Source organism: Pseudomonas sp. CAU 1711, from assembly GCF_039888625.1.
Taxonomy (GTDB): Bacteria; Pseudomonadota; Gammaproteobacteria; order Pseudomonadales; family Pseudomonadaceae; genus Aquipseudomonas.
Genome location: NZ_JBDQQT010000017.1, coordinates 1 through 18970, shown reverse-complemented (window position 1 = coordinate 18970; position 18970 = coordinate 1). Strand labels below are relative to the sequence as shown.

17 protein-coding genes and 2 pseudogenes are annotated in these 18970 nt (G+C 65.1%); 9 read left to right on the top strand and 10 right to left on the bottom strand.

Annotated features, from left to right (window positions below):
- Positions 1 to 163 precede the first annotated feature (163 nt).
- The 6 genes from AAFN46_RS17870 to acnB all read right to left on the bottom strand — a co-directional run bounded on the left by AAFN46_RS17870 (position 164) and on the right by acnB (position 6882).
- Positions 164 to 1510 (bottom strand): pyridoxal-dependent decarboxylase, encoded by a 1347-nt coding sequence (locus AAFN46_RS17870; RefSeq protein WP_347810048.1) that lies wholly within the window; start codon positions 1508 to 1510, stop codon positions 164 to 166.
- Between the two features lie 160 nt (positions 1511 to 1670).
- Positions 1671 to 2249, bottom strand: a complete 579-nt coding sequence (locus AAFN46_RS17865; RefSeq protein WP_347810047.1) for an ANTAR domain-containing response regulator — start codon at positions 2247 to 2249, stop codon at positions 1671 to 1673.
- A gap of 20 nt (positions 2250 to 2269) precedes the next feature.
- Positions 2270 to 3484 carry a CmpA/NrtA family ABC transporter substrate-binding protein gene (locus AAFN46_RS17860; RefSeq protein ID WP_347810046.1) on the bottom strand — a complete coding sequence of 405 codons (1215 nt, stop codon included), beginning with the start codon at positions 3482 to 3484 and terminating at the stop codon, positions 2270 to 2272.
- Between the two features lie 165 nt (positions 3485 to 3649).
- Positions 3650 to 3859, bottom strand: a complete 210-nt coding sequence (locus AAFN46_RS17855; protein ID WP_347810045.1) for a YgdI/YgdR family lipoprotein — start codon at positions 3857 to 3859, stop codon at positions 3650 to 3652.
- Between the two features lie 99 nt (positions 3860 to 3958).
- Entirely contained in the window at positions 3959 to 4150 is a 192-nt protein-coding gene (locus AAFN46_RS17850) for a YgdI/YgdR family lipoprotein (protein ID WP_347810044.1), read from the bottom strand.
- 122 nt (positions 4151 to 4272) lie between these two features.
- Positions 4273 to 6882 (bottom strand): bifunctional aconitate hydratase 2/2-methylisocitrate dehydratase, encoded by a 2610-nt coding sequence (gene acnB / locus AAFN46_RS17845; RefSeq protein ID WP_347810043.1) that lies wholly within the window; start codon positions 6880 to 6882, stop codon positions 4273 to 4275.
- Positions 6883 to 7337: 455 nt separating this feature from the next.
- On the opposite strand from acnB, the gene AAFN46_RS17840 reads away from it, so the two are divergent.
- Complete coding sequence (locus AAFN46_RS17840; RefSeq protein ID WP_347810042.1) at positions 7338 to 7814, top strand: DUF1289 domain-containing protein; 477 nt, start codon at positions 7338 to 7340, stop codon at positions 7812 to 7814.
- Positions 7815 to 7869: 55 nt separating this feature from the next.
- Here the strand turns inward: AAFN46_RS17840 and AAFN46_RS17835 are convergent, their stop codons facing one another.
- Complete coding sequence (locus AAFN46_RS17835) at positions 7870 to 8733, bottom strand: universal stress protein (RefSeq protein WP_347810041.1); 864 nt, start codon at positions 8731 to 8733, stop codon at positions 7870 to 7872.
- Between the two features lie 151 nt (positions 8734 to 8884).
- On the opposite strand from AAFN46_RS17835, the gene miaE reads away from it, so the two are divergent.
- Positions 8885 to 9493 (top strand): tRNA isopentenyl-2-thiomethyl-A-37 hydroxylase MiaE, encoded by a 609-nt coding sequence (miaE, locus tag AAFN46_RS17830; RefSeq protein ID WP_347810040.1) that lies wholly within the window; start codon positions 8885 to 8887, stop codon positions 9491 to 9493.
- 63 nt (positions 9494 to 9556) lie between these two features.
- Here the strand turns inward: miaE and AAFN46_RS17825 are convergent, their stop codons facing one another.
- From AAFN46_RS17825 to pyrC, 3 genes are all read right to left on the bottom strand, one after another.
- The gene (locus AAFN46_RS17825; RefSeq protein ID WP_347810039.1) at positions 9557 to 9775 is read right to left on the bottom strand and encodes a bacterioferritin-associated ferredoxin; all 219 of its coding nucleotides are present in this window, start codon (positions 9773 to 9775) and stop codon (positions 9557 to 9559) included.
- A gap of 174 nt (positions 9776 to 9949) precedes the next feature.
- Positions 9950 to 10624, bottom strand: coding sequence for a ribonuclease T (gene rnt, locus AAFN46_RS17820; protein WP_347810038.1), 675 nt, complete (start codon positions 10622 to 10624; stop codon positions 9950 to 9952).
- Entirely contained in the window at positions 10621 to 11667 is a 1047-nt protein-coding gene (gene pyrC / locus AAFN46_RS17815) for a dihydroorotase (RefSeq protein WP_347810037.1), read from the bottom strand. Before pyrC ends, rnt begins: the two co-directional genes overlap by 4 nt.
- 226 nt (positions 11668 to 11893) lie before the next feature.
- On the opposite strand from pyrC, the gene AAFN46_RS17810 reads away from it, so the two are divergent.
- From AAFN46_RS17810 to AAFN46_RS17780, 7 genes and pseudogenes are all read left to right on the top strand, one after another.
- Positions 11894 to 12796, top strand: a complete 903-nt coding sequence (locus tag AAFN46_RS17810; RefSeq protein WP_347810134.1) for an OmpA family protein — start codon at positions 11894 to 11896, stop codon at positions 12794 to 12796.
- Between the two features lie 118 nt (positions 12797 to 12914).
- Positions 12915 to 14132, top strand: coding sequence for an argininosuccinate synthase (locus AAFN46_RS17805; RefSeq protein WP_347810036.1), 1218 nt, complete (start codon positions 12915 to 12917; stop codon positions 14130 to 14132).
- 86 nt (positions 14133 to 14218) lie between these two features.
- Positions 14219 to 14611: a lactoylglutathione lyase gene (gene gloA, locus AAFN46_RS17800; protein WP_347810035.1), complete on the top strand. Its 393-nt coding sequence runs from the start codon at positions 14219 to 14221 to the stop codon at positions 14609 to 14611.
- 129 nt (positions 14612 to 14740) lie between these two features.
- Positions 14741 to 16444, top strand: coding sequence for a carboxypeptidase-like regulatory domain-containing protein (locus tag AAFN46_RS17795; protein ID WP_347810034.1), 1704 nt, complete (start codon positions 14741 to 14743; stop codon positions 16442 to 16444).
- Between the two features lie 276 nt (positions 16445 to 16720).
- The gene (locus AAFN46_RS17790) at positions 16721 to 17791 is read left to right on the top strand and encodes a diguanylate cyclase (protein WP_347810033.1); all 1071 of its coding nucleotides are present in this window, start codon (positions 16721 to 16723) and stop codon (positions 17789 to 17791) included.
- A gap of 102 nt (positions 17792 to 17893) precedes the next feature.
- Positions 17894 to 18304: pseudogene (locus AAFN46_RS17785) on the top strand (transposase domain-containing protein); the annotation flags it as partial.
- Positions 18305 to 18306: 2 nt separating this feature from the next.
- A pseudogene (locus tag AAFN46_RS17780) lies at positions 18307 to 18848 on the top strand (leucine zipper domain-containing protein); the annotation flags it as partial.
- Between the last annotated feature and the right edge of the window lie 122 nt (positions 18849 to 18970).

Below are 18970 nucleotides of genomic sequence, written 5' to 3'. Positions count from 1 at the left end.
TACGAGCTTTTCACTGCTTCCTATACAGGATCGCTTTTGCGCCCTCTCCCGTTTACGGGAGAGGGCTGGGGATAGGGCAGTGGAACCATTCCCTCTCCCCCAGCCCCTCTCCCACAAGTGGGAGAGGGGCGTTTCCAAGATCCGAAACAAACGTTCAGGCGCGTTAGATCTGGCGCTTCAGGCGCAGCAGCAGTTCGGCCAGGGCCCGTACGTCCTCATCCGTGGTGCGCCAGGACGACAGGCTGAGGCGGAAGGCCGGACGGCCCTGCCAGACGGTGGGACCGAACCAGACCTCGCCGGAGGCCTGGGCCGCTTCGCGGATGGCGATCGTCTGCTCGTCCGAGTCGGCGCGTACCAGCACTTGGTTGAGCACCACCCGGTTGAGTACCCGGTAGCCGCCTTCGCGCAGCGCCTCGGCCAGCTCGAAGGCCTGGCGGATATGGCGGTCGATCATCTCGCGCAGACCATCACGACCGAGGCTGGCCAGCGCGGCCCAGATCGCCACGCCACGGGCGCGACGGGAGAACTCCAGGGTCAGGTTCTTCTGCGCGTCGCGGCTTGCGCTGGCATAGGCGGCGTCGCTGTTCATCGCCGCGGCCAGGGCATCGGCGTCGCGGCAGATGGCCATGGCGCTGTCGTAGGGCGTGTTCAGCCACTTGTGGCCGTCGCTGGTCCAGCTGTCGGCCAACTCGACGCCTTCGGCCAGATGGGCTGAAGAAGAGGCGCGAGCCCACAGGCCGAAGGCGCCGTCGACATGCACCCAGGCACCGGCGGCGCGGGCCCGGGGAATCAGCTCGGCGAAACGGTCGAACTCGCCGGTGTTGACCTCGCCGGCCTGCAGGATCAGCAGGGTGCGCTCGTCCAGTGCCGGCAGGCGCGCCGGGTCGATGCGCCCATGTTCGTCCACCGGCGCATAGTGCAGGCGGTTCATGCCGAAGCCGAGTACGCGCAGGGCCTTCTTCACCGTGATATGCGCGGTCTCGGAGAGCACCACGCGAATCTCCGGGGCGCCCACCAGACCGTCGGCGTCGAAGTCCCAGCCCTGGCGCGCCAGCAGCTTGCGCCGGGCGGCGGAGAGGCAGGCCAGGGTACAGGCGGTGGCGCTGGTGCCGAAGCCCACGGCGCTGTCCGTGGGCAGGCCCAGGGCCTGGCAGACCCAGCGCCCGGCGACTTTCTCCAGGCGGTCGGCCACCGGCGAGTTGTCGAACGACGAGGCGCACTGGTCCCAGGCCAGCACCAGGCGTTCGGCGGCCGCGGCGGCCGGCAGGGTGGCGCCGATGACGAAGCCGAAGTAGCGCGGGCCGTTGCTCGCAACTGTGGCCGGCGAGCCGATCTCGTCTAGCTCGCGCAGCACCTGTTCGGCGGCCGTGCCGTTATCCGGAAGGGCGCGGTCGAAGGCGCTCAGGGCGGCGATGGCCGCGGCGTCGGGAAATACCCGGCGTTCGGCGGTGGCATCGAAATAGGCGAGGGCGCGGCGATCGGCCTCGGCCAGCAGATGGCGTTCGTTCATGACCCATACTCGGCAGGGAAGGTCTTTCTACCCTAGCCGAGGGGCGTGAGGCGCCGGCAGATACAGGCGCCAGCCGAGTTGAACGGAACAGTAGCGCTGAGGTTTGTGGGTTGACCGATACAGTTACGGTGGCGGGCGGTACAGTCGTACCGCCCAGGTTTCAATTGCCCAGCATGTCGTGCATGGCGATGATCTGCTCGGCCACCTGGATCAGTTTCTGCTGGCGACCCATGGCCTGGCGGCGCATCAGGGTGTAGGCCTCTTCCTCGTTGCAGCTCTTCATCTTCATCAGCAGCCCCTTGGCCAGTTCGATGCGCTTGCGCTCGGCCAGCTGGGCGTCGCGCGCCTGCAATTGAGCGCGCAGGGCCTGGTCGCTCTCGAAGCGGGCCATGGCCACGTCGAGGATCGGCTGCAGGCGCTCGGCCTGGATGCCCTCGACAATGTAGGCGCTGACGCCGGACTGGATGGCCTGGCGCATCACTTGCGGGTCGTGCTCGTCGGTGAACATGACGATCGGCCGCGGCTGGTCGCGGGTCACCAGCACCACCTGCTCCATCACGTCGCGACCGGGGGACTCGGTGTCGATCAGCACCACGTCGGGGCGTACCGCCTCGACCCGCTCGGGCAGGTCGATGGTCAGCCCGGACTCGTCGACCACCTCGAATCCGGCCTCGATCAAAGCGCTCTTCAGGCGGCCGACCTTCTTCGGTGTATCGTTGATCAGGAGTATGCGTAGCATCTTGCGTATGTCTCGGTGCGTTACAGGGCGAGGGCGCTGGCGCTCTCGGCGAGCGCGTGGATGGCGAAGGAGCGGGCGTAGCCGGCCGGGTCGCTGCCATCCCAGGTGCTGCCGTCGAGCAGGGTGGAGCGGCGCATTTCCGCGTCCGGCACGGCGATGCCCAGGGCCTCGGCGGCGCTGCGATAGATGTCCAGCCGGTGGATGCGGCGGGCGATGCCGAGGTAGTCCGGATCGTCCTTGAGCAGCCCCCAGCGGCGGAACTGGGTGAGGAACCAGATGCCGTCGGACAGCCAGGGCATGTTCACCTCGCCGCCGGCGTAGAAGCGCAGCGGGTGGGCGTCCAGCCAGGCGTGGCCGAGGCCGTCCTCATACTGGCCGAGGAAGCGCGGGGCGATGGCCGAGAGCGGGGCGTCGACGTACTCGCTGCCGCTGATCAGCTGGGCGGTGCTGCGCTTGTTCTCCTCATTCTCGTCGATGAAGCGGCTGGCTTCCAGCACGGCCATGCTCAGGGCGCGGGCGGTGTTGGGGTACAGCTCGGCGAACTCGCGGGTCACGCCGAGTACCTTCTCCGGGTGGTCGGCCCAGATCTCCTGGCTGGTGGCCAGGGTGAAGCCCTGGCCCTCCTCGACCGCCAGCGCGCCCCAGGGGCCGCCGGCGCAGAAACCGTCGATGCGTGCGGCGCGCAGGTGGGCAACCATCTGCGAGGGCGGTACCACCACCGTGCTGACGTCCTCCAGCGGGTGGATGCCTTGGGCGGCCAGCCAGTAGTACAGCCACATGGCGTGGGTGCCGGTGGGGAAGGTCTGGGCGAAGGTGAGCCTTGCACCACCTTGGAGCACGCGTGAGGCCAGTGCCTCGGCGCTGGTCACGCCGGCCTGCTTGAGCGGCTGCGACAGGTTGATGGCCTGGCCGTTCTGGCACAGGCCCATGAGGATGGCCATCTCGGTGGCCGCTCCGCCGAGTCCCTGATCGATGCCGTAGACCTGGCCGTAGAGCATCTGTGCGGCATCCAGCTCGCCGCTCAGCAGGCGGTCGCGCAGGCCGGCCCAGGAAGCCTGGCGCTGCAGATTGAGGGTCAGGCCGTAGGGCTGGGCGAAGCCCTGGGTGGCCGCGACTATCAGCGAGGCGGAGTCGGTGAGGGCCATGAAGCCCAGGTTCAGTGCGCTCTTCTCCGGGGCATCGCTGCCCGCGACCCATGCCAGGGCGTCGTTACGGGTGTTGCTGCTGTCGATCATGTCTTGTTCCGCCATTGAACAAAAAGGCGTCGCCCCGGCCGCCAGGAAGGAGTGGCCAGAAACGACGCCATTGTCTATGAACTGACCCCGCCGTTGGAGAGAGTTCTACTGGTCATGTCTAAGCAAGCCATATGCCAGTACGGCGGGCGGCACGAATCGAGGCGTTTAGCGCTCCAGGATCTGCTTCACCTCGGTCTGGGGAATCTGCTGTTTGCGCCCCTCATGATCCTCGAGCTCGAACATGCCGGTGTCGTTGCCCAGATTCGGCTTGCCGTCGCTGCTGAACACTTGGCCGTCGCGGGTGACGACCAGGTATTCGCTGGCGCAGCCGGAGAGGGCGGCGAGGCACAGCAGGGTGGCTATCCAAGACTTCATGGCGGGCTCCTTGGGTGAGGTCTCCTTCCAGTGTCGGCGCGCCGCCGTGCTTGGCAAGGCGGTGCGCGGGCCTCGGGCTCTCTAGCGTTCGATGATCTGCTATACCGAGCTGCGCGGTATCTGCTGTTCGTTGCCCTCGGCGTCCTCGTAAGAGAGCAGTCCGGTCTCGTCGTCGATCTCCGGCTTGCTTTCGGCGCTGAGCATCTGGCCGTCGGTGGTGGCGATGAGGTAGTCGCTGGCGCAGCCGGTGAGGCCGAGCGCGCAGAGCAGGGCGAGAATCCAGGGTTTCATGGTGAACTCCTTCTGAGTGGTTGCCCGCGAGGGCTTCAGAGGTTCGGACCGCGATCTGCCCGATTTCGCTCCGCAAAAAGAAAGCCCCGCACTGGGCGGGGCTTCTTCTTACCGGGTAAGGCTTAGGCTTGAACGACCGGGATCTTGGCGTTCGCAGCGGCTTCCCTGTACTCGGCGATCTGATCGAAGCTCAGGTAGCGATAGATATCGGCAGACATGCTGTCGATGTTCTTCGCGTACTCCATGTACTCCTCGACGGTCGGCAGCTTGCCGATGATCGAGGCGACCGCCGCCAGTTCGGCGGAGGCCAGGTACACGTTGGTGGCGTCGCCCAGACGGTTGGGGAAGTTACGGGTGGAGGTGGAGACCACGGTGGCACCGGTCTTCACGCGTGCCTGGTTACCCATGCACAGCGAGCAGCCCGGCATTTCCATGCGCGCACCGGCCTTGCCGTAGATGCCGTAGTAGCCTTCCTCGACCAGCTGGTGTTGGTCCATCTTGGTCGGCGGAGCCAGCCACAGGGTGGTCGGAATGCCGCCCTTGACCTTGTCCAGCAGCTTGCCGGCGGCGCGGAAGTGGCCGATGTTGGTCATGCACGAACCGATGAACACTTCGTCGATCTTCTCGCCGGCAACGGTGGACAGCAGGCGGGCGTCATCCGGGTCGTTCGGGGCGCACAGGACCGGCTCCTTGACGTCGGCCAGATCGATCTCGATCACGGCGGCGTACTCGGCGTCCTTGTCGGCTTCCAGCAGTTGCGGGTTGGCCAGCCAGGCTTCCATCGCCTGGGCGCGACGCTCCAGGGTACGGGCATCGCCGTAGCCTTCGCCGATCATCCAGCGCAGCATGGTGATGTTGGACTTCAGGTACTCGGCGATGGCGCTTTCCGGCAGCTTGATGGTGCAGCCGGCGGCGGAACGCTCGGCGGAGGCGTCGGACAGCTCGAAGGCTTGTTCGACGGTCAGCTCGTCCAGACCTTCGATCTCGAGGATGCGGCCGGAGAAGATGTTCTTCTTGCCTTTCTTCTCGACGGTCAGCAGGCCGGCCTGGATCGCGTAGTAGGGGATGGCATGCACCAGGTCACGCAGGGTGATGCCCGGCTGCAGCTTGCCCTTGAAACGCACCAGTACGGATTCCGGCATGTCCAGCGGCATCACGCCGGTGGCGGCGGCGAAGGCCACCAGGCCGGAGCCGGCCGGGAAGGAGATGCCCATCGGGAAGCGGGTGTGCGAGTCGCCACCGGTACCCACGGTGTCCGGCAGCAGCATGCGGTTCAGCCAGCTGTGGATGATGCCGTCGCCCGGACGCAGGGACACGCCGCCGCGGGTCATGATGAAGTCCGGCAGGGTGTGGTGGGTGGTGACGTCGATCGGCTTCGGATAGGCCGCGGTGTGGCAGAAGGACTGCATCACCAGGTCGGCGGAGAAGCCCAGGCAGGCCAGGTCCTTCAGCTCGTCGCGGGTCATCGGGCCGGTGGTGTCCTGGGAGCCGACGGTGGTCATCTTCGGCTCGCAGTAGGTGCCCGGGCGCACGCCCTGGCCTTCCTGCAGGCCGCAGGCGCGACCGACCATCTTCTGCGCCAGGGTGAAGCCCTTGCCGCTGTCGGCCGGAGCAACCGGCTTCTTGAACAGGGTGGACGGCGCCAGGCCCAGCTCGGCGCGGGCCTTCTCGGTCAGGCCGCGGCCAACGATCAGCGGGATACGGCCGCCGGCGCGGACTTCGTCCAGCAGCACGTCGGTCTTCAGCTCGAAGCTGGTGACCAGCTCGTCGCTGCCGTTGCGGCGCACTTCACCCTTGTACGGGTACACGTCGATGACGTCGCCCATGGCCAGGTTGGTGCAGTCGAATTCGATCGGCAGGGCGCCGGCATCTTCCATGGTGTTGTAGAAGATCGGGGCGATCTTGGTGCCGAAGCAGAAGCCACCGGCGCGCTTGTTCGGCACGTTGGGGATGTCGTCGCCGAAGAACCACAGCACCGAGTTGGTGGCGGACTTACGCGAGGAGCCGGTACCGACCACGTCGCCGACGTAGGCCACCGGGAAGCCTTTGGCTTTCAGCGCTTCCATCTGCTTGATGGGGCCGACCGAGCCCGGCTGATCCGGGTTGATGCCGTCGCGGGCCATCTTCAGCATGGCCAGGGCGTGCAGCGGGATGTCCGGGCGCGACCAGGCGTCCGGGGCCGGCGACAGGTCGTCGGTGTTGGTTTCGCCGGTGACCTTGAACACGGTCAGGGTGACTTTTTCCGGAACGGCCGGACGCTTGGTGAACCACTCGCCTTCGGCCCAGGACTGCATGACGGCCTTGGCGTTGGCGTTGCCGGCCTTGGCCTTCTCGGCGACGTCGTGGAAGGCGTCGAACATCAGCAGGGTGTGCTTGAGCTGCTCGGCGGCAACGCCGGCCAGCTCGGCGCTGTCCAGCAGCTCGACCAGGGTGGCGATGTTGTAGCCGCCCTGCATGGTGCCCAGCAGCTCTACGGCATGCTTCTTGTCGACCAGCGGGGAAGTGGCTTCGCCCTTGGCGATAGCGGAGAGGAAGCCGGCCTTGACGTAGGCAGCCTCGTCGACGCCCGGCGGAACACGGTTGGTCAGCAGATCGACCAGGAAGGCTTCTTCGCCGGCGGGAGGATTCTTCAGCAGCTCGACCAGGCCTGCGGTTTGCTCGGCGTTCAGCGGCTGGGGAACGATACCCAGCGCGGCGCGCTCTTCTACGTGTTTGCGATAGGCTTCAAGCACAGTTATTACCCTCATCAGTGGTCGCGGTGGCCCGCAACGCTCATCCATAAAACCGTCGCACGTCGCGCCGCTGCGCTTTGTGAGCGCACTGGCCGGCGGGTCGACAGCCTCATACTAGAAGCTGCTTTCAAAGTTTTACGCCGCAGGAAGCGAGAGGGGATGAGGGCCGGCGCCGGGCTCTTGAGAACCCGACGCCAACGACGCTCCTGGCGGATCGACTGTGCTCGTGACGCTTTGAAAACAGCTTCTGACGGACATCGGCGCCTAAAAAGGCGGACCAATACTACTGGAACGGGACGCCAAAGTTAAGCGCAAACCCCTATCCGAACGGGCCCTTAGACTACTCTCCGTCGCTTGTCCGGCAAGTCGACAAAGGTCTGGTCGGTCATGGTGACCCTGTCGTGGGGAGTCGCTATCATGGACCGCCCGTTTCACGGCGCCCGTTTCTGCCTTCCATGTCCAATCAGCGCATCAAGACGCCCTGCGTCGGCCTCTGTTCCACCGTCTATGGCGACCAGGTGTGCCGCGGTTGCAAGCGTTTCCACCATGAGGTGGTGAACTGGAACGCCTACAACGAGGACGAGAAGCGTGCCGTGTGGCGGCGCCTCGAGGTGTTGCTGGTGCAGGTGATGCAGGGCAAGGTCGAGGTGTTCGATGCCGGTCGCCTGCGTGCCCAGCTGGAGCAGCGCCAGGTGCGCTTCGTGCCCGAGCAGTCCGAGTACTGTTGGGCCTACCAGCTGATCGCCCGCGCTTCGCGCCTGATCAATCGCCTGGATGCCTATGGCCTGGCCCTGTTGCCGGAGTTTCGCGATTGGGAGCTGCCGGCCTTGCGCGAGGCCATCGATCGCGAGTTCTTCCTGCTCTCCGAGGCGCACTACCAGCGTTACATAGCACCGCGCTTCCTGCGCGAGGGTGTGGAAAGCCGCGTCTGAGTCCATTGTCACGAAGAAGCCGCCCGAGGGCGGCTTCTTCGTCTTTGCAGGGGTCTTAGCGCTGCGCCACCAGCTCTTCCAGGTGGGCGATGATCTCATCCGGCTTGAGTACCAGCACGTCGCTCTCCAGGGCGTCCAGTACCACCTCGGCGGTATTGCCGATCAGCGCGCCGGACAGGCCGGTACGGGCCACGGTGCCGATCACCGTGACCGCCGCGCCGAGCTTGTGCGCGGTGAAGGGGATCAGCACGTCGGCCGGGCCTTCCTCCACGTGCAGGCGCTCGTCGCTAACGTCGTACTCGGCCTGGAAGGCCTTGCACTGCTCGCGATAGCGCGCCTCGATGGTCTCCTTGAGCTGGAAGGTCGGGTCGGCCGCGGAGAGCATGGGCGAGGGGTGGGCGCTGATCACGTGCAGGGTGCCTGCGGCCAGGCGGGCGATGTCGTAGCCGTGGCTGACGATGCCGGCGTGCAGGGTGCGGTGCTCGGAGTCGCTGTTGCCCACGTCCACCGCAGCGAGAATGATGCCGCCGTGCCAGGGCTTGTCGGTCTTGACCATCAGCACGGGGCCGGGGCAGTAGCGCAGCAGCTTCCAGTCCTCGGGGGTGAGGATGGCCTTCTTCAGTGGATTGTCCGGCACGTGCTGCTTGACCACCAGGTCGCAGCCCTCGGCCTGCTGCGCGGCGATGATGGTCTGGTACAGCCCTTCGTGCCAGGCCTGCTGGGTGCTGGCCTCGAAGCCTTCCTGCTGCAGGGCGGCCTGCTGCTCGGAGAGGAAGGCGCCGTGTTCGGCCTTCTTGTCGCACACCAGCAGATGCAGGCGCGACTGGGTGACCTTGGCGATCAGCTTGGCGCGCTTCAGGGCCAGGTTCTCCGGGTGTTGCGGGTCCATCACCACCAGAATGCTGCGTATGGCTTGCATGAGCGTCTCCCTGTGCTTGAAGTGCTGGAATGCAGCCCACTGTAGAGGCGGCCGCTGGCGGCGGTCTTGACCTGCATCACGGCATCGCTGGTCCCGCGCGCCTTCATCCGTATAATGGCCCGCCCCGTCCCCGCCTGCCAGCATTCGTGCCGTGAATACCGCCCTCGACATCCATGACTTTCTCGCCTGCCCGACGCCTGCTGCCTGGGTCGAGGCGGCCCTGGCCGACCAGGAAACCCTGCTGATCGACCACAAGAACAACGAGTTCAAGGCGGCCTCCACGGCCATGGCGCTGATCGCCAAGTACAACCAGGCGCTGGACCTGGTCAATTTCATGTCGCGCCTGGCCCGCGAGGAGCTGGTGCACCACGAGCAGGTGCTGCGCATCATGAAGAAGCGCCGCATCGAGCCGCGCCCGGTCTCGGCCTCGCGCTATGCCTCGGGGCTGCGCAAGCAGGTGCGCAGCAGCGAGCCGCACAAGCTGGTGGATACCCTGGTGGTCGGCGCCTTTATCGAGGCGCGCAGTTGCGAGCGCTTCGAGGCGCTGGTGCCGCATCTGGACGAGGAGCTGGGCAAGTTCTATGGCGGCCTGCTGAAGTCCGAGGCGCGCCACTTTCAGGGCTACCTGAGACTGGCCTACCAGCATGGCGAGGCGAGCGACGTGGATGCGACCGTCGAACGGGTGCGCGAGGCCGAGCGCGAGCTGATCGAGTCGCCGGATCAGGAGTTCCGCTTCCACAGCGGCGTACCGCAGCGCTGATCGCTTTCTCACGGGTATGAAAAAGCCGGACTCAAGGTCCGGCTTTTTGCTATTCGGGGAGCTTCAGGCGGCGACGAAACTGGCCGGTACGGCGAGGGCTGCCTGGCTGCTCTGTATCTCACTCAGGGTGTCGCGTACCACCTGTTTGGCCAGACAGGCGCACTTGCCGCACTGGGTGCCTACGCCGAGGCTGTCGCGCACGTCGCGATAGCTGCAGCAGCCTTCGAAGATGGCTTCGCGAATCTGACCGTCTGTCACTCCGTGGCATAGGCAAACGTACATGCTGAAGGCTCTACTCGGAAGGTTGGGAGGCTGTTGGAGAAGGATACTAATGTTAATGAGAATGCTTGTCAAAGATTGGCGAGATAATCTCACGTCCGCATTCCTTTCCTTTCCCACACCCCGTCAGCGGGCACAAAAAAACCGGCCTGGGCCGGTTTTCTCGTATCGCTCGGGCTACTGCTCGAATTCGTCCCAGCCGCCCATTTCCTTCCAGCGGTTGACGATGCCGCAGAACAGTTCGGCGGTCTTCTCGGTGTCGTAGCGCGCCGAGTGCGCCTCCTTGCCGTCGAAGTCGATGCCGGCGGCCTGGCAGGCCTTGGCCAGCACGGTCTGGCCGTAGGCGAGGCCGGCCAGGGTGGCGGTGTCGAAGCTGGAGAAGGGGTGGAAGGGGTTGCGCTTGATATCGCAACGGGCCACCGCCGCATTGAGAAAGCCCAGGTCGAAGCTGCTGTTGTGGCCGACCAGGATGGCGCGCTTGCAGCCGTTGGCCTTGATCGACTTGCGCAGGCCGCGAAAGATTTCGCCGAGCGCGTGCTCCTCGCTCACTGCCTGGCGCAGCGGGTGATCGAGCTTGATCCCGGTGAACTCCAGCGCCGCCGCCTCGATATTGGCGCCTGCGAAGGGCTCGATGCGGAAGAAGTGGGTGTGGTCCGGGTAGAGGAAGCCGTCCGCGTCCATGGCGATGGTGGTCGCGGCGATTTCCAGCAGGGCGTCGGTGGCGGCGTTGAAGCCGCCGGTCTCCACGTCCACCACCACCGGCAGGTAGCCGCGAAAGCGCGCCGCCATCGGGTGGCGCGGGCCGGACGGCAGGCTGCCGTCGAGTTCGTCGTCGAAGTGCTCCTCGCTCACGCTTGCTCCTCCAGCAGGCGCCAGCGCAGCTTCTCGCCGGCGCGCAGGGGAATCACTTCCTGTTCGCCGAAGGGCAGGCTGGCCGGGGCGACCCACTCGTCCCGCACCAGGGTGATGCGGTCGGTGTTGCGCGGCAGGCCGTAGAAGTCCGGGCCGTGCTGGCTGGCGAAGGCCTCCAGTTTGTCCAGCGCATTGCGCTGCTCGAAGGCCTCGGCGTACATCTCGATGGCGGCGTAGGCGGTGTAGCAACCGGCGCAGCCGCAGGCGGCTTCCTTAGCGTGCTTGGCGTGGGGCGCCGAATCGGTACCGAGGAAGAACTTCGGGCTGCCGCTGGTGGCCGCATCCAGCAGGGCCTCCTGATGGGTGTTGCGCTTGAGGATCGGCAGGCAATAGAAGTGCGGGCGGATGCCGCCGACCAGCATGTGATTGCGGTTGTACAGCAGGTGGTGGGCGGTGATGGTGGCGCCGACATTGGTCGGCGCGGCCTTGACGAAGGCGGCGGCATCGCCGGTGGTGATGTGCTCGAACACCACCTTGAGGGTCGGGAAGCGCTCGACCACGCGGCTGAGGTGTTCGTCGATAAAGCGCTTCTCGCGGTCGAACACGTCCACTTCGCTGCGGGTCACCTCGCCATGTACCAGCAGCGGCAGGCCGACTTCGGCCATGGCTTCGAGCACATGGAAGATGTTGTCGATGCTGGTCACCCCGGAGTCGGAGTTGGTGGTGGCGCCGGCCGGATAGAGTTTGGCGGCATGCACGAAGCCGCTGGCCTTGGCGGTGCGCACGTCGGAGGCCGAGGTGTTGTCGGTGAGATAGAGCACCATCAGCGGCTCGAAGCGGCTGCCGGCCGGGCGGGCGGCCAAGATGCGCTCGCGGTAGGCGGCGGCCTCGGCGCTATCGCGCACCGGCGGCACCAGGTTGGGCATGATGATGGCGCGAGCGAAGGTCCGCGCGACGTCGCGGACAGTGTGCTGCAGGACGGCGCCATCGCGCAGATGGATGTGCCAGTCGTCGGGGCGCAGCAGGGTAATGCGGTCGGACATGGGAATTCCCGGCAGGTGAAACGTGGGCGAATGCTACCAGTTTTGCCTCTGGGACTGTTCCCGTTTCGTCCGCTGCCGTGAGCGCAGCGGGGGCAGTTCCTTCCGGCCTATCAAGTTTCTGGTGTGGTCGCCGATATGGGCTGTGATAGCTCATATTCGCTCGGAGCCGATTTTGCGCCAGCCCAGACTCCCGCTGCTCAGCCTGCTCGTGTGCGTGCCCTGGTGCATGTCGGCGGCGGCCATCACCTTCCAGACCCGCATGGAGCGGGTGGAGTGGAGGGTCGAGGGCGATCAGTTCGAGTGCCGCCTGAGCCAGCCGATCGCCAACTTCGGCAGCGGCGAGTTCGTGCGGCGTGCGGGCGAGCAGGCGACTTTCCGCCTCAAGGTGAGCGAGCGCTGGCTGGGCGCCGGAACCGCGACCCTGCTGGCCGCCGCGGCACCCTGGCAGCCGGGGCGCGGCGACATCAACCTGGGTTCGCTCAGCGTCGGCACCGGCCCGGTGCCGCTCAACAGCAGCCAGGAGCAGGCCGGGCGCCTGCTCACCGGGCTGATGGAGGGACGCAGCCCGCTGGTGCGCCACCGTACCCTGCAGGGCGGCGATAACCTGGAAGTGCGCCTGCTGCCGATGAAGTTCAACCAGGCCTACACCGATTACCTCAAGTGCACGGCGGGCCTGCTGCCGGTCAACTTCGACCAGGTCCGCCAGACCCAGCTGGGTTTCCCCGGTGGCGGCACCGAGCTGGAGCCGCTGGTCCAGGCCAAGCTCGACATCATCCTCGACTTCGTCAGGGCCGACCCCAGCGTCAACCGCTTCCAGATCGACGGCCACTCCGACAACAGCGGCAACCGCCTGACCAATCGCGACCTGTCGCGGCGCCGTGCCCTGGCGGTGGAGGAGTACCTGCGTACCCGGGGCATTCCCGCCGAGCAGATCGTGGTGCGCTTCCATGGCGAACGTTACCCGCTGGTGCCGAACAACAGCGCGGCCAACCGGGCGAAGAACCGCCGCGCGACCCTGACCCTGTCCCGCGAGCCGGTGCCCGAGCCCGCCATCGAGCCGATGCCCAGCGCCCCGCCGGCGAGCACGGAGCCCGCATCCGCGCCGGCCACCCCCAAGGCTGCCTCCTGAGTCGCGCCGCCGAACGAATCTGTCGCTTTGTCGCTAGTGTCTGTCGCGCCCCTGTAAATTCGCCGCCTCGCTCGGTAGAATCCTCGGTTTTCCGTACAACCCCGTGGAGTTGATTGGCATGGCGGACGTCAAAAAGGTAGTTCTGGCCTATTCCGGTGGCCTGGACACCTCGGTGATCCTCAAGTGGCTGCAAGACACCTATAACTGCGAAGTGGTGACCTTCACCGCCGACCTCGGCCAGGGCGAGGAGGTCGAGCCGGCCCGCGCCAAGGCCCAGGCGATGGGCGTCAAGGAAATCTACATCGACGACCTGCGCGAAGAGTTCGTCCGCGACTTCGTCTTCCCGATGTTCCGCGCCAACACCATCTACGAGGGTGAGTACCTGCTGGGCACCTCCATCGCCCGTCCGCTGATCGCCAAGCGCCTGATCGAGATCGCCAACGAGACCGGCGCCGATGCCATCTCCCACGGCGCTACCGGCAAGGGCAACGACCAGGTACGTTTCGAGCTGGGCGCCTACGCGCTGAAGCCGGGCGTGAAAGTGATCGCGCCCTGGCGCGAGTGGGACCTGCTGTCGCGCGAGAAGCTGATGGACTACGCCGAGAAGCACGGTATTCCGATCGAGCGCCACGGCAAGAAGAAGTCGCCGTACTCCATGGACGCCAACCTGCTGCACATCTCCTACGAGGGCGGCGTGCTGGAGGACACCTGGACCGAGCACGAAGAGGACATGTGGAAGTGGAGCGTTTCTCCGGAAGCGGCTCCGGACACTCCGACCTATATCGAGCTGACCTACCGCGCCGGTGACATCGTCGCCATCGACGGCAAGGACATGACTCCGGCCCAGGTGCTGACCGAGCTGAACCGCATCGGTGGCGCCAACGGCATCGGCCGTCTCGATATCGTCGAGAACCGCTATGTCGGCATGAAGTCGCGCGGCTGCTACGAGACCCCCGGCGGCACCATCATGCTCAAGGCCCACCGCGCCATCGAGTCGATCACCCTGGACCGCGAAGTGGCTCACCTGAAAGACGAGCTGATGCCCAAGTACGCCAGCCTGATCTACACCGGCTACTGGTGGAGCCCGGAGCGCCTGATGCTGCAGCAGATGATCGACGCCTCGCAGACCAGCGTGAACGGCGTAGTGCGCCTGAAGCTGTACAAGGGCAACGTCATCGTGGTCGGCCGCAAGTCCGATGACTCGCTGTTCGACGCCAATATCGCCACCTTCGAGGAAGATGGCGGCGCCTACAACCAGGCCGATGCGGCGGGCTTCATCAAGCTCAATGCCCTGCGCATGCGCATCGCCGCCGGCAAGGGCCGCAAGCTGTTCTAGAAAGCAGCGACCAGCAACAAGCGATAAGCTGACAAACCCCGGCCACGAGCCGGGGTTTGCCATTCATAGCCATGAGGAGAGGAACGATGCGTCTACTGCACACCATGCTGCGCGTCGGCGATCTGGAAAAGTCCATCGCCTTCTACACCGAGGTGTTGGGCATGACCCTGCTGCGCCGAAAGGACTACCCGGACGGCCAGTTCACCCTGGCTTTCGTCGGCTATGGCAACGAGGCCGAGAACAGCGTGATCGAGCTCACCTATAACTGGGGCGTGGACAGCTACGAGCTGGGCACCGGCTACGGCCATATCGCCCTGGAAGTGGAGGACGTCTACAGGGCCTGCGAGGACATCCGCGGCCGCGGCGGCAAGATCACCCGCGAACCCGGCCCGATGAAGCACGGCAGCAGCATCCTGGCCTTCGTCGAGGATCCGGACGGTTACAAGATCGAGCTGCTGTCGGCCAAGCGCGGCGACTGATGCGGATGCTGTTGCGCGTGTTTTGAGAGTCTGTGCGCAAAATTTGACGCCTGCTCACATTTTGGTCATTTGCTTGACGTCTGGGGATGGTTATAGTCGCCATCCCATAAACTTTTCAGGGAAGAGAAGATGTTCAAGCAGTGGTGTCGACTCCTGCTGGTCGTGCTAAGCACGGCTGGCCTTTTCAGTGTCCCCGCGCACGCAACATTGCCGTTGCAGGGCAAATCCAGCATTTCCGGCCAAGTATTCGATGTCGATGGTCGTCCCCTGGAAGGTGTGACGGTCCAGGTGCGCCAGGGCATCATCCTCAAGCGTGGCCAAAAGGCCGTCACCAACCCTGGTGGCGTCTTCACCCTCAAGGGCATAGTGCCGGCTCAGAGTGTTTTTCTGACCTTCGAGAAGGAGGGCTATACCCCGACTCAGAGCAGCGTGCGTCTGGTCCAGAAGGTGCCCACCGGAAAGCGATTCCCTCGCCACAAGTACAAATTCCTGCGCGAGGCCGTGGTCACCAAGACCCTGCTCAAGCGTGGCGCTACCCAGTCGCTGGACCCGGCTCTGGGCGGCTCGCTGAGCGAGGCCGGTTTCAAGGTGAGCTTCAGTCCTGACAGCCTCACCGCAACTGCCGGCCAGCCGGTGCAGGTGGTGATAACTCCGGTCGATGTCTCGACTGCGGCCCTCAACGGTGCGCCGGGCGAACTCGCCGCGCGCACCGCTGCCGGCCGCCGGGAGACTCTGGAGTCCTTCAGCATGGCGGACTTCAGCCTGTATCAGGGCAGCAAAAAGGTGAATCTGAAACCCGGCGCTACCGCCGAGATTGAGCTGCTGCTGCCGGAAAACACCCGGCTGCGGGAAGATGACGTCACCCCGATGTGGTATTTCGATACGACCACCGGGCTCTGGCAGGAGGAAGGGGTGGGGCGTGTCGCGGCCTCTACATCACTGCCCAACAGGCTCGCGGTTTTCGCCAGCGTGGTGCACTTCTCCTGGTGGAACAGCGACCAGGTGATCAGCGTCGCTGAGGTCAGGGGGCGGGTGGTCGACCATGCCGGGCAGCCGGTTAGTGGCGCCTATGTTTCGGCCCGAGGCGTGGACTACGCCGGCAGCAGCTACTCGGTGCAGACCGACGCCAACGGCTACTACTGTCAGAAGGTAAAGGCCGGTTCCGTTAGCGCCCTGCAGGCCAGTCATACGATCCAGGGCCTCCATCTGCTCTCCTCCACACAGCAGGTACAGGCTGGGGGTGCGGGTAGTCTGTGTGCAAACGGCAGTGCTGCCGCCGTCGCCGATCTGGTCTTGCCGACTGCCTTGGCGTGCGTCAGCGGGACCGTTCTGGATGGAGCCGGCCAGCCCGTGTCCGGTGTGACCGTCTTCACCAACTCGGGCTCGTATACCCAGAGCGATGCACAGGGCGCATTTCAGCTGAACGTCATGGAGTCGGCGCAGGCTGTGGTCTATGCCGCAGGCTACCCGGCCAAGACGCTGATGGCACCGACAGCCGGTTCGCCTTGCGCTACTGTGACTCTGCAGCCTGGTGGCGGTGGCCCCGCTTGCGTCACAGGTTTCGCATACCAGTGCGATCTGTCGACTCGCGTGGAAGGGGCTCAGATCTATGCCAGGGATGTGCTCAACGACACGCCGCTGGGCATTTCCGCTCCCACCGATGCCAATGGCAATTACTGCATCGACAACCTGCCGGCAGGTATGCAGATCAAGGTGGGGCCGGTGAATTCCAGTATCGATGAGCATATCGAGGTCAATAGCGGCGCCGGCGGTGGTTCCTGTGCCAGCAATAGCTGTAACGCGATGCCGCCGATGGATATCTGGTGCTACTGAGATCCGTCTCAGCCCCTCCTCTCTTAGTGGGGGAGGGGCTTTCTCTTGATCTTTCTCCCCTCAATCAGGCGGCACTCCCGGGGAATTGAGGTTGTACTCAATACCAGGAGCGGTGCTGCCTGTCTCTCAGGCTTGCGCCGAGCATGGCCCTGCTGCACGCCTGGCCTTCGTCGGGCTACAAAATCGAGCTGCTCTCGGCCAAGCATAGCGACTGACAGCTGCTAAGCTTTTGTAAGTAATAACTTACGCGGCGAGTGGACTTTCAGGAGTTCCCCCATGGCTACTGACAAGCAGGCCTACCGTCTGATTCGGGCGGTGCAGGAGCTGTCGATGGCAAGGGATGCGGACCGGGTGGCGGCGATAGTCCGCCAGGCGGCCCGTGGGCTGACCGGCGCCGATGGCGCCACTTTCGTACTGCGCGACGGCGATTGCTGTTTCTATCGCGACGAGGACGCCATCTCGCCTCTGTGGAAGGGGAAACGCTTCCCCATGAGCCTATGTATCAGCGGCTGGGTCATGCTCAATCGCAGGGCTACGGTGATACCGGACATCTATCAGGACCCGCGCATTCCTCATGAGGCCTACCGCCCGACCTTCGTCAAGAGCCTGGTCATGGTGCCGATACGCATCCAGGAACCGATAGGCGCCATCGGCACCTACTGGGCGTGGCCGCACAGGGCCAACGATACCCAGGTCGAGCTGCTCCAGGCTCTGGCGGATTCCACCTCCATCGCCCTGGAGAACATCCAGCTCTATGCCGAGCTGGAACGGCGGGTGGAGGAGCGCACCGCGCAGCTGGCCGAGACCAACCGCCAACTGCAGCGCGAGATGCACGAGCGCGAGCGGATCGCGGCCGAGGTGCGCCAGCTGTCCCTGACCGACGAGCTGACCGGGCTGCGCAACAGGCGTGGATTCCTCCTGCTGGCCGAGCGCGAGCTGATGGCGGCGCGGCGGCGCAAAGGGCGCTGCCTGCTGCTGTACATCGATCTCGACTACCTCAAGCAGACCAACGACCGCTTCGGCCATGCCGCCGGTGACGGCATGCTGGTCGATGCCGCGCAGCTGCTGCGCTCGCTGTTTCGCAGCACCGATGTAGTGGCGCGCCTGGGGGGCGACGAATTCGTCGTGCTGGTCGGCGACTACAACAGCAGCGAGGAAGTGCTGAGCCGCCTGCAGGCGGCCGTGGCGGGTTTCCGGCGCAGCACTGGCAGGCCTCTGTCGCTCAGCGTCGGGATCGCCGAGTCTTCCCTGCGCGCCGACGAGGGGCTCGACGAGCTGCTGGTCCAGGCCGATGCCGCCATGTATGCCGACAAGTGTTCGCGACGACAGCTGGCGACGGCGAGTTGAACGAAAAAGCCCCGCGGAAGCGTAATGCTGTTCACTTAAGCATTTGAGCTCCGGTGGGGCTCCCCCGAAAATCTGATGCCAGATATCTGGCATCGGATTTTTATGTCTCTCCAACAGCAACTGCTCGACCTCGGCGAACGATTCAACTTCTCTGACTTGAGCACCTTCACTCAGAATGTTCCGATCGACTGGGTGGCGTCCGCGCTGAACCTATGCGCCCAAGTCAGCATACGGCGGCGGCGAAGTGCTTTAGCTGGCGCTCGGCATGGCCCTGCTCCGTGACGAGCCTGTCCATGTGGTCGCACGGCGCCTCAATATCTGCGCTCAGGGCCTGGCTTCTCATGACCTGTTGGCCAGAAGCGGTGTCACCGAGGCGCGCAAACGACTGGGTGCCGATTAGATTGAGTGGCCGTTTCGCCAGACGGCTAACCAGTGGGGCTGCGAACGCTATGAGGGCGATCCTGGCAGGGCCTGCAAGTTCTGGTTGTGGATGGTGCGCCTTCCAAGAGCCCCGGATGAACTTGCATAAACATGCCCGTCTTACACCCCACGGTCGAGCCCTTTTGGTTCAGCGTATTCACCACGGCCTGGGGGGGGGCGAGGAGGCGGCCCAGGCCGCCGGAGTGAGCGTACGAACCGCCTGCAAGTGGCTCAGGCGCTTTCGCGAGGAAGGCGAGGCAGGATTGGAGGATCGCTCGTCCCGTCCGCAGCATTGTCCCCACGCAACGCCCGATGCGCTGATTGAACGGCTGATCGAGCAGCGTCGTGCCCGCCATGCCTATCGGCAGATAGCGATCCAATTGGGCCTGGCCGTCAGCACCGTGGTTCGCCGCTTGCGACAGCTTGGCTTGCACCGGCTGACCGAACTGGAGCCGGCACCACCAGAGGTGCGCTACGAGCACCCGACGCCCGGCAATCTGCTGCACCTAGATATCAAGAAACAGGGGCGCTTCCGCCGGCCTTGCCACCGGGGGACCGGTGATCGCCAGCAAAGCTCCAATGGGGCGGACTGGGGTTCGTCCATGTGGCTGTCGACGATGCCAGCCGTGTCGCCTTTAGGGAAATTCTGAAGAAGACTTCCCGAATCTGGTGAAATACGCCGATCCCGTTGCCCGAGTTTCCCGATGAAGCAGATGACCTTCGCCGATGCCGAGTACGCCGGCAAGCGCAAGCAGACCC

What these genes read in the sequence shown, in the direction of transcription:
- AAFN46_RS17870 (WP_347810048.1), bottom strand. Translation starts at nt 1,510, where the DNA reads ATGAACGAACGCCATCTGCTGGCCGAGGCCGATCGCCGCGCCCTCGCC.
- AAFN46_RS17865 (WP_347810047.1), bottom strand. Translation starts at nt 2,249, where the DNA reads ATGCTACGCATACTCCTGATCAACGATACACCGAAGAAGGTCGGCCGC.
- AAFN46_RS17860 (WP_347810046.1), bottom strand. Translation starts at nt 3,484, where the DNA reads ATGATCGACAGCAGCAACACCCGTAACGACGCCCTGGCATGGGTCGCG.
- AAFN46_RS17855 (WP_347810045.1), bottom strand. Translation starts at nt 3,859, where the DNA reads ATGAAGTCTTGGATAGCCACCCTGCTGTGCCTCGCCGCCCTCTCCGGC.
- AAFN46_RS17850 (WP_347810044.1), bottom strand. Translation starts at nt 4,150, where the DNA reads ATGAAACCCTGGATTCTCGCCCTGCTCTGCGCGCTCGGCCTCACCGGC.
- AAFN46_RS17840 (WP_347810042.1), top strand. Translation starts at nt 7,338, where the DNA reads ATGTCCAATCAGCGCATCAAGACGCCCTGCGTCGGCCTCTGTTCCACC.
- AAFN46_RS17835 (WP_347810041.1), bottom strand. Translation starts at nt 8,733, where the DNA reads ATGCAAGCCATACGCAGCATTCTGGTGGTGATGGACCCGCAACACCCG.
- AAFN46_RS17825 (WP_347810039.1), bottom strand. Translation starts at nt 9,775, where the DNA reads ATGTACGTTTGCCTATGCCACGGAGTGACAGACGGTCAGATTCGCGAA.
- pyrC (WP_347810037.1), bottom strand. Translation starts at nt 11,667, where the DNA reads ATGTCCGACCGCATTACCCTGCTGCGCCCCGACGACTGGCACATCCAT.
- AAFN46_RS17810 (WP_347810134.1), top strand. Translation starts at nt 11,894, where the DNA reads ATGTCGGCGGCGGCCATCACCTTCCAGACCCGCATGGAGCGGGTGGAG.
- AAFN46_RS17805 (WP_347810036.1), top strand. Translation starts at nt 12,915, where the DNA reads ATGGCGGACGTCAAAAAGGTAGTTCTGGCCTATTCCGGTGGCCTGGAC.
- gloA (WP_347810035.1), top strand. Translation starts at nt 14,219, where the DNA reads ATGCGTCTACTGCACACCATGCTGCGCGTCGGCGATCTGGAAAAGTCC.
- AAFN46_RS17795 (WP_347810034.1), top strand. Translation starts at nt 14,741, where the DNA reads ATGTTCAAGCAGTGGTGTCGACTCCTGCTGGTCGTGCTAAGCACGGCT.
- AAFN46_RS17790 (WP_347810033.1), top strand. Translation starts at nt 16,721, where the DNA reads ATGGCTACTGACAAGCAGGCCTACCGTCTGATTCGGGCGGTGCAGGAG.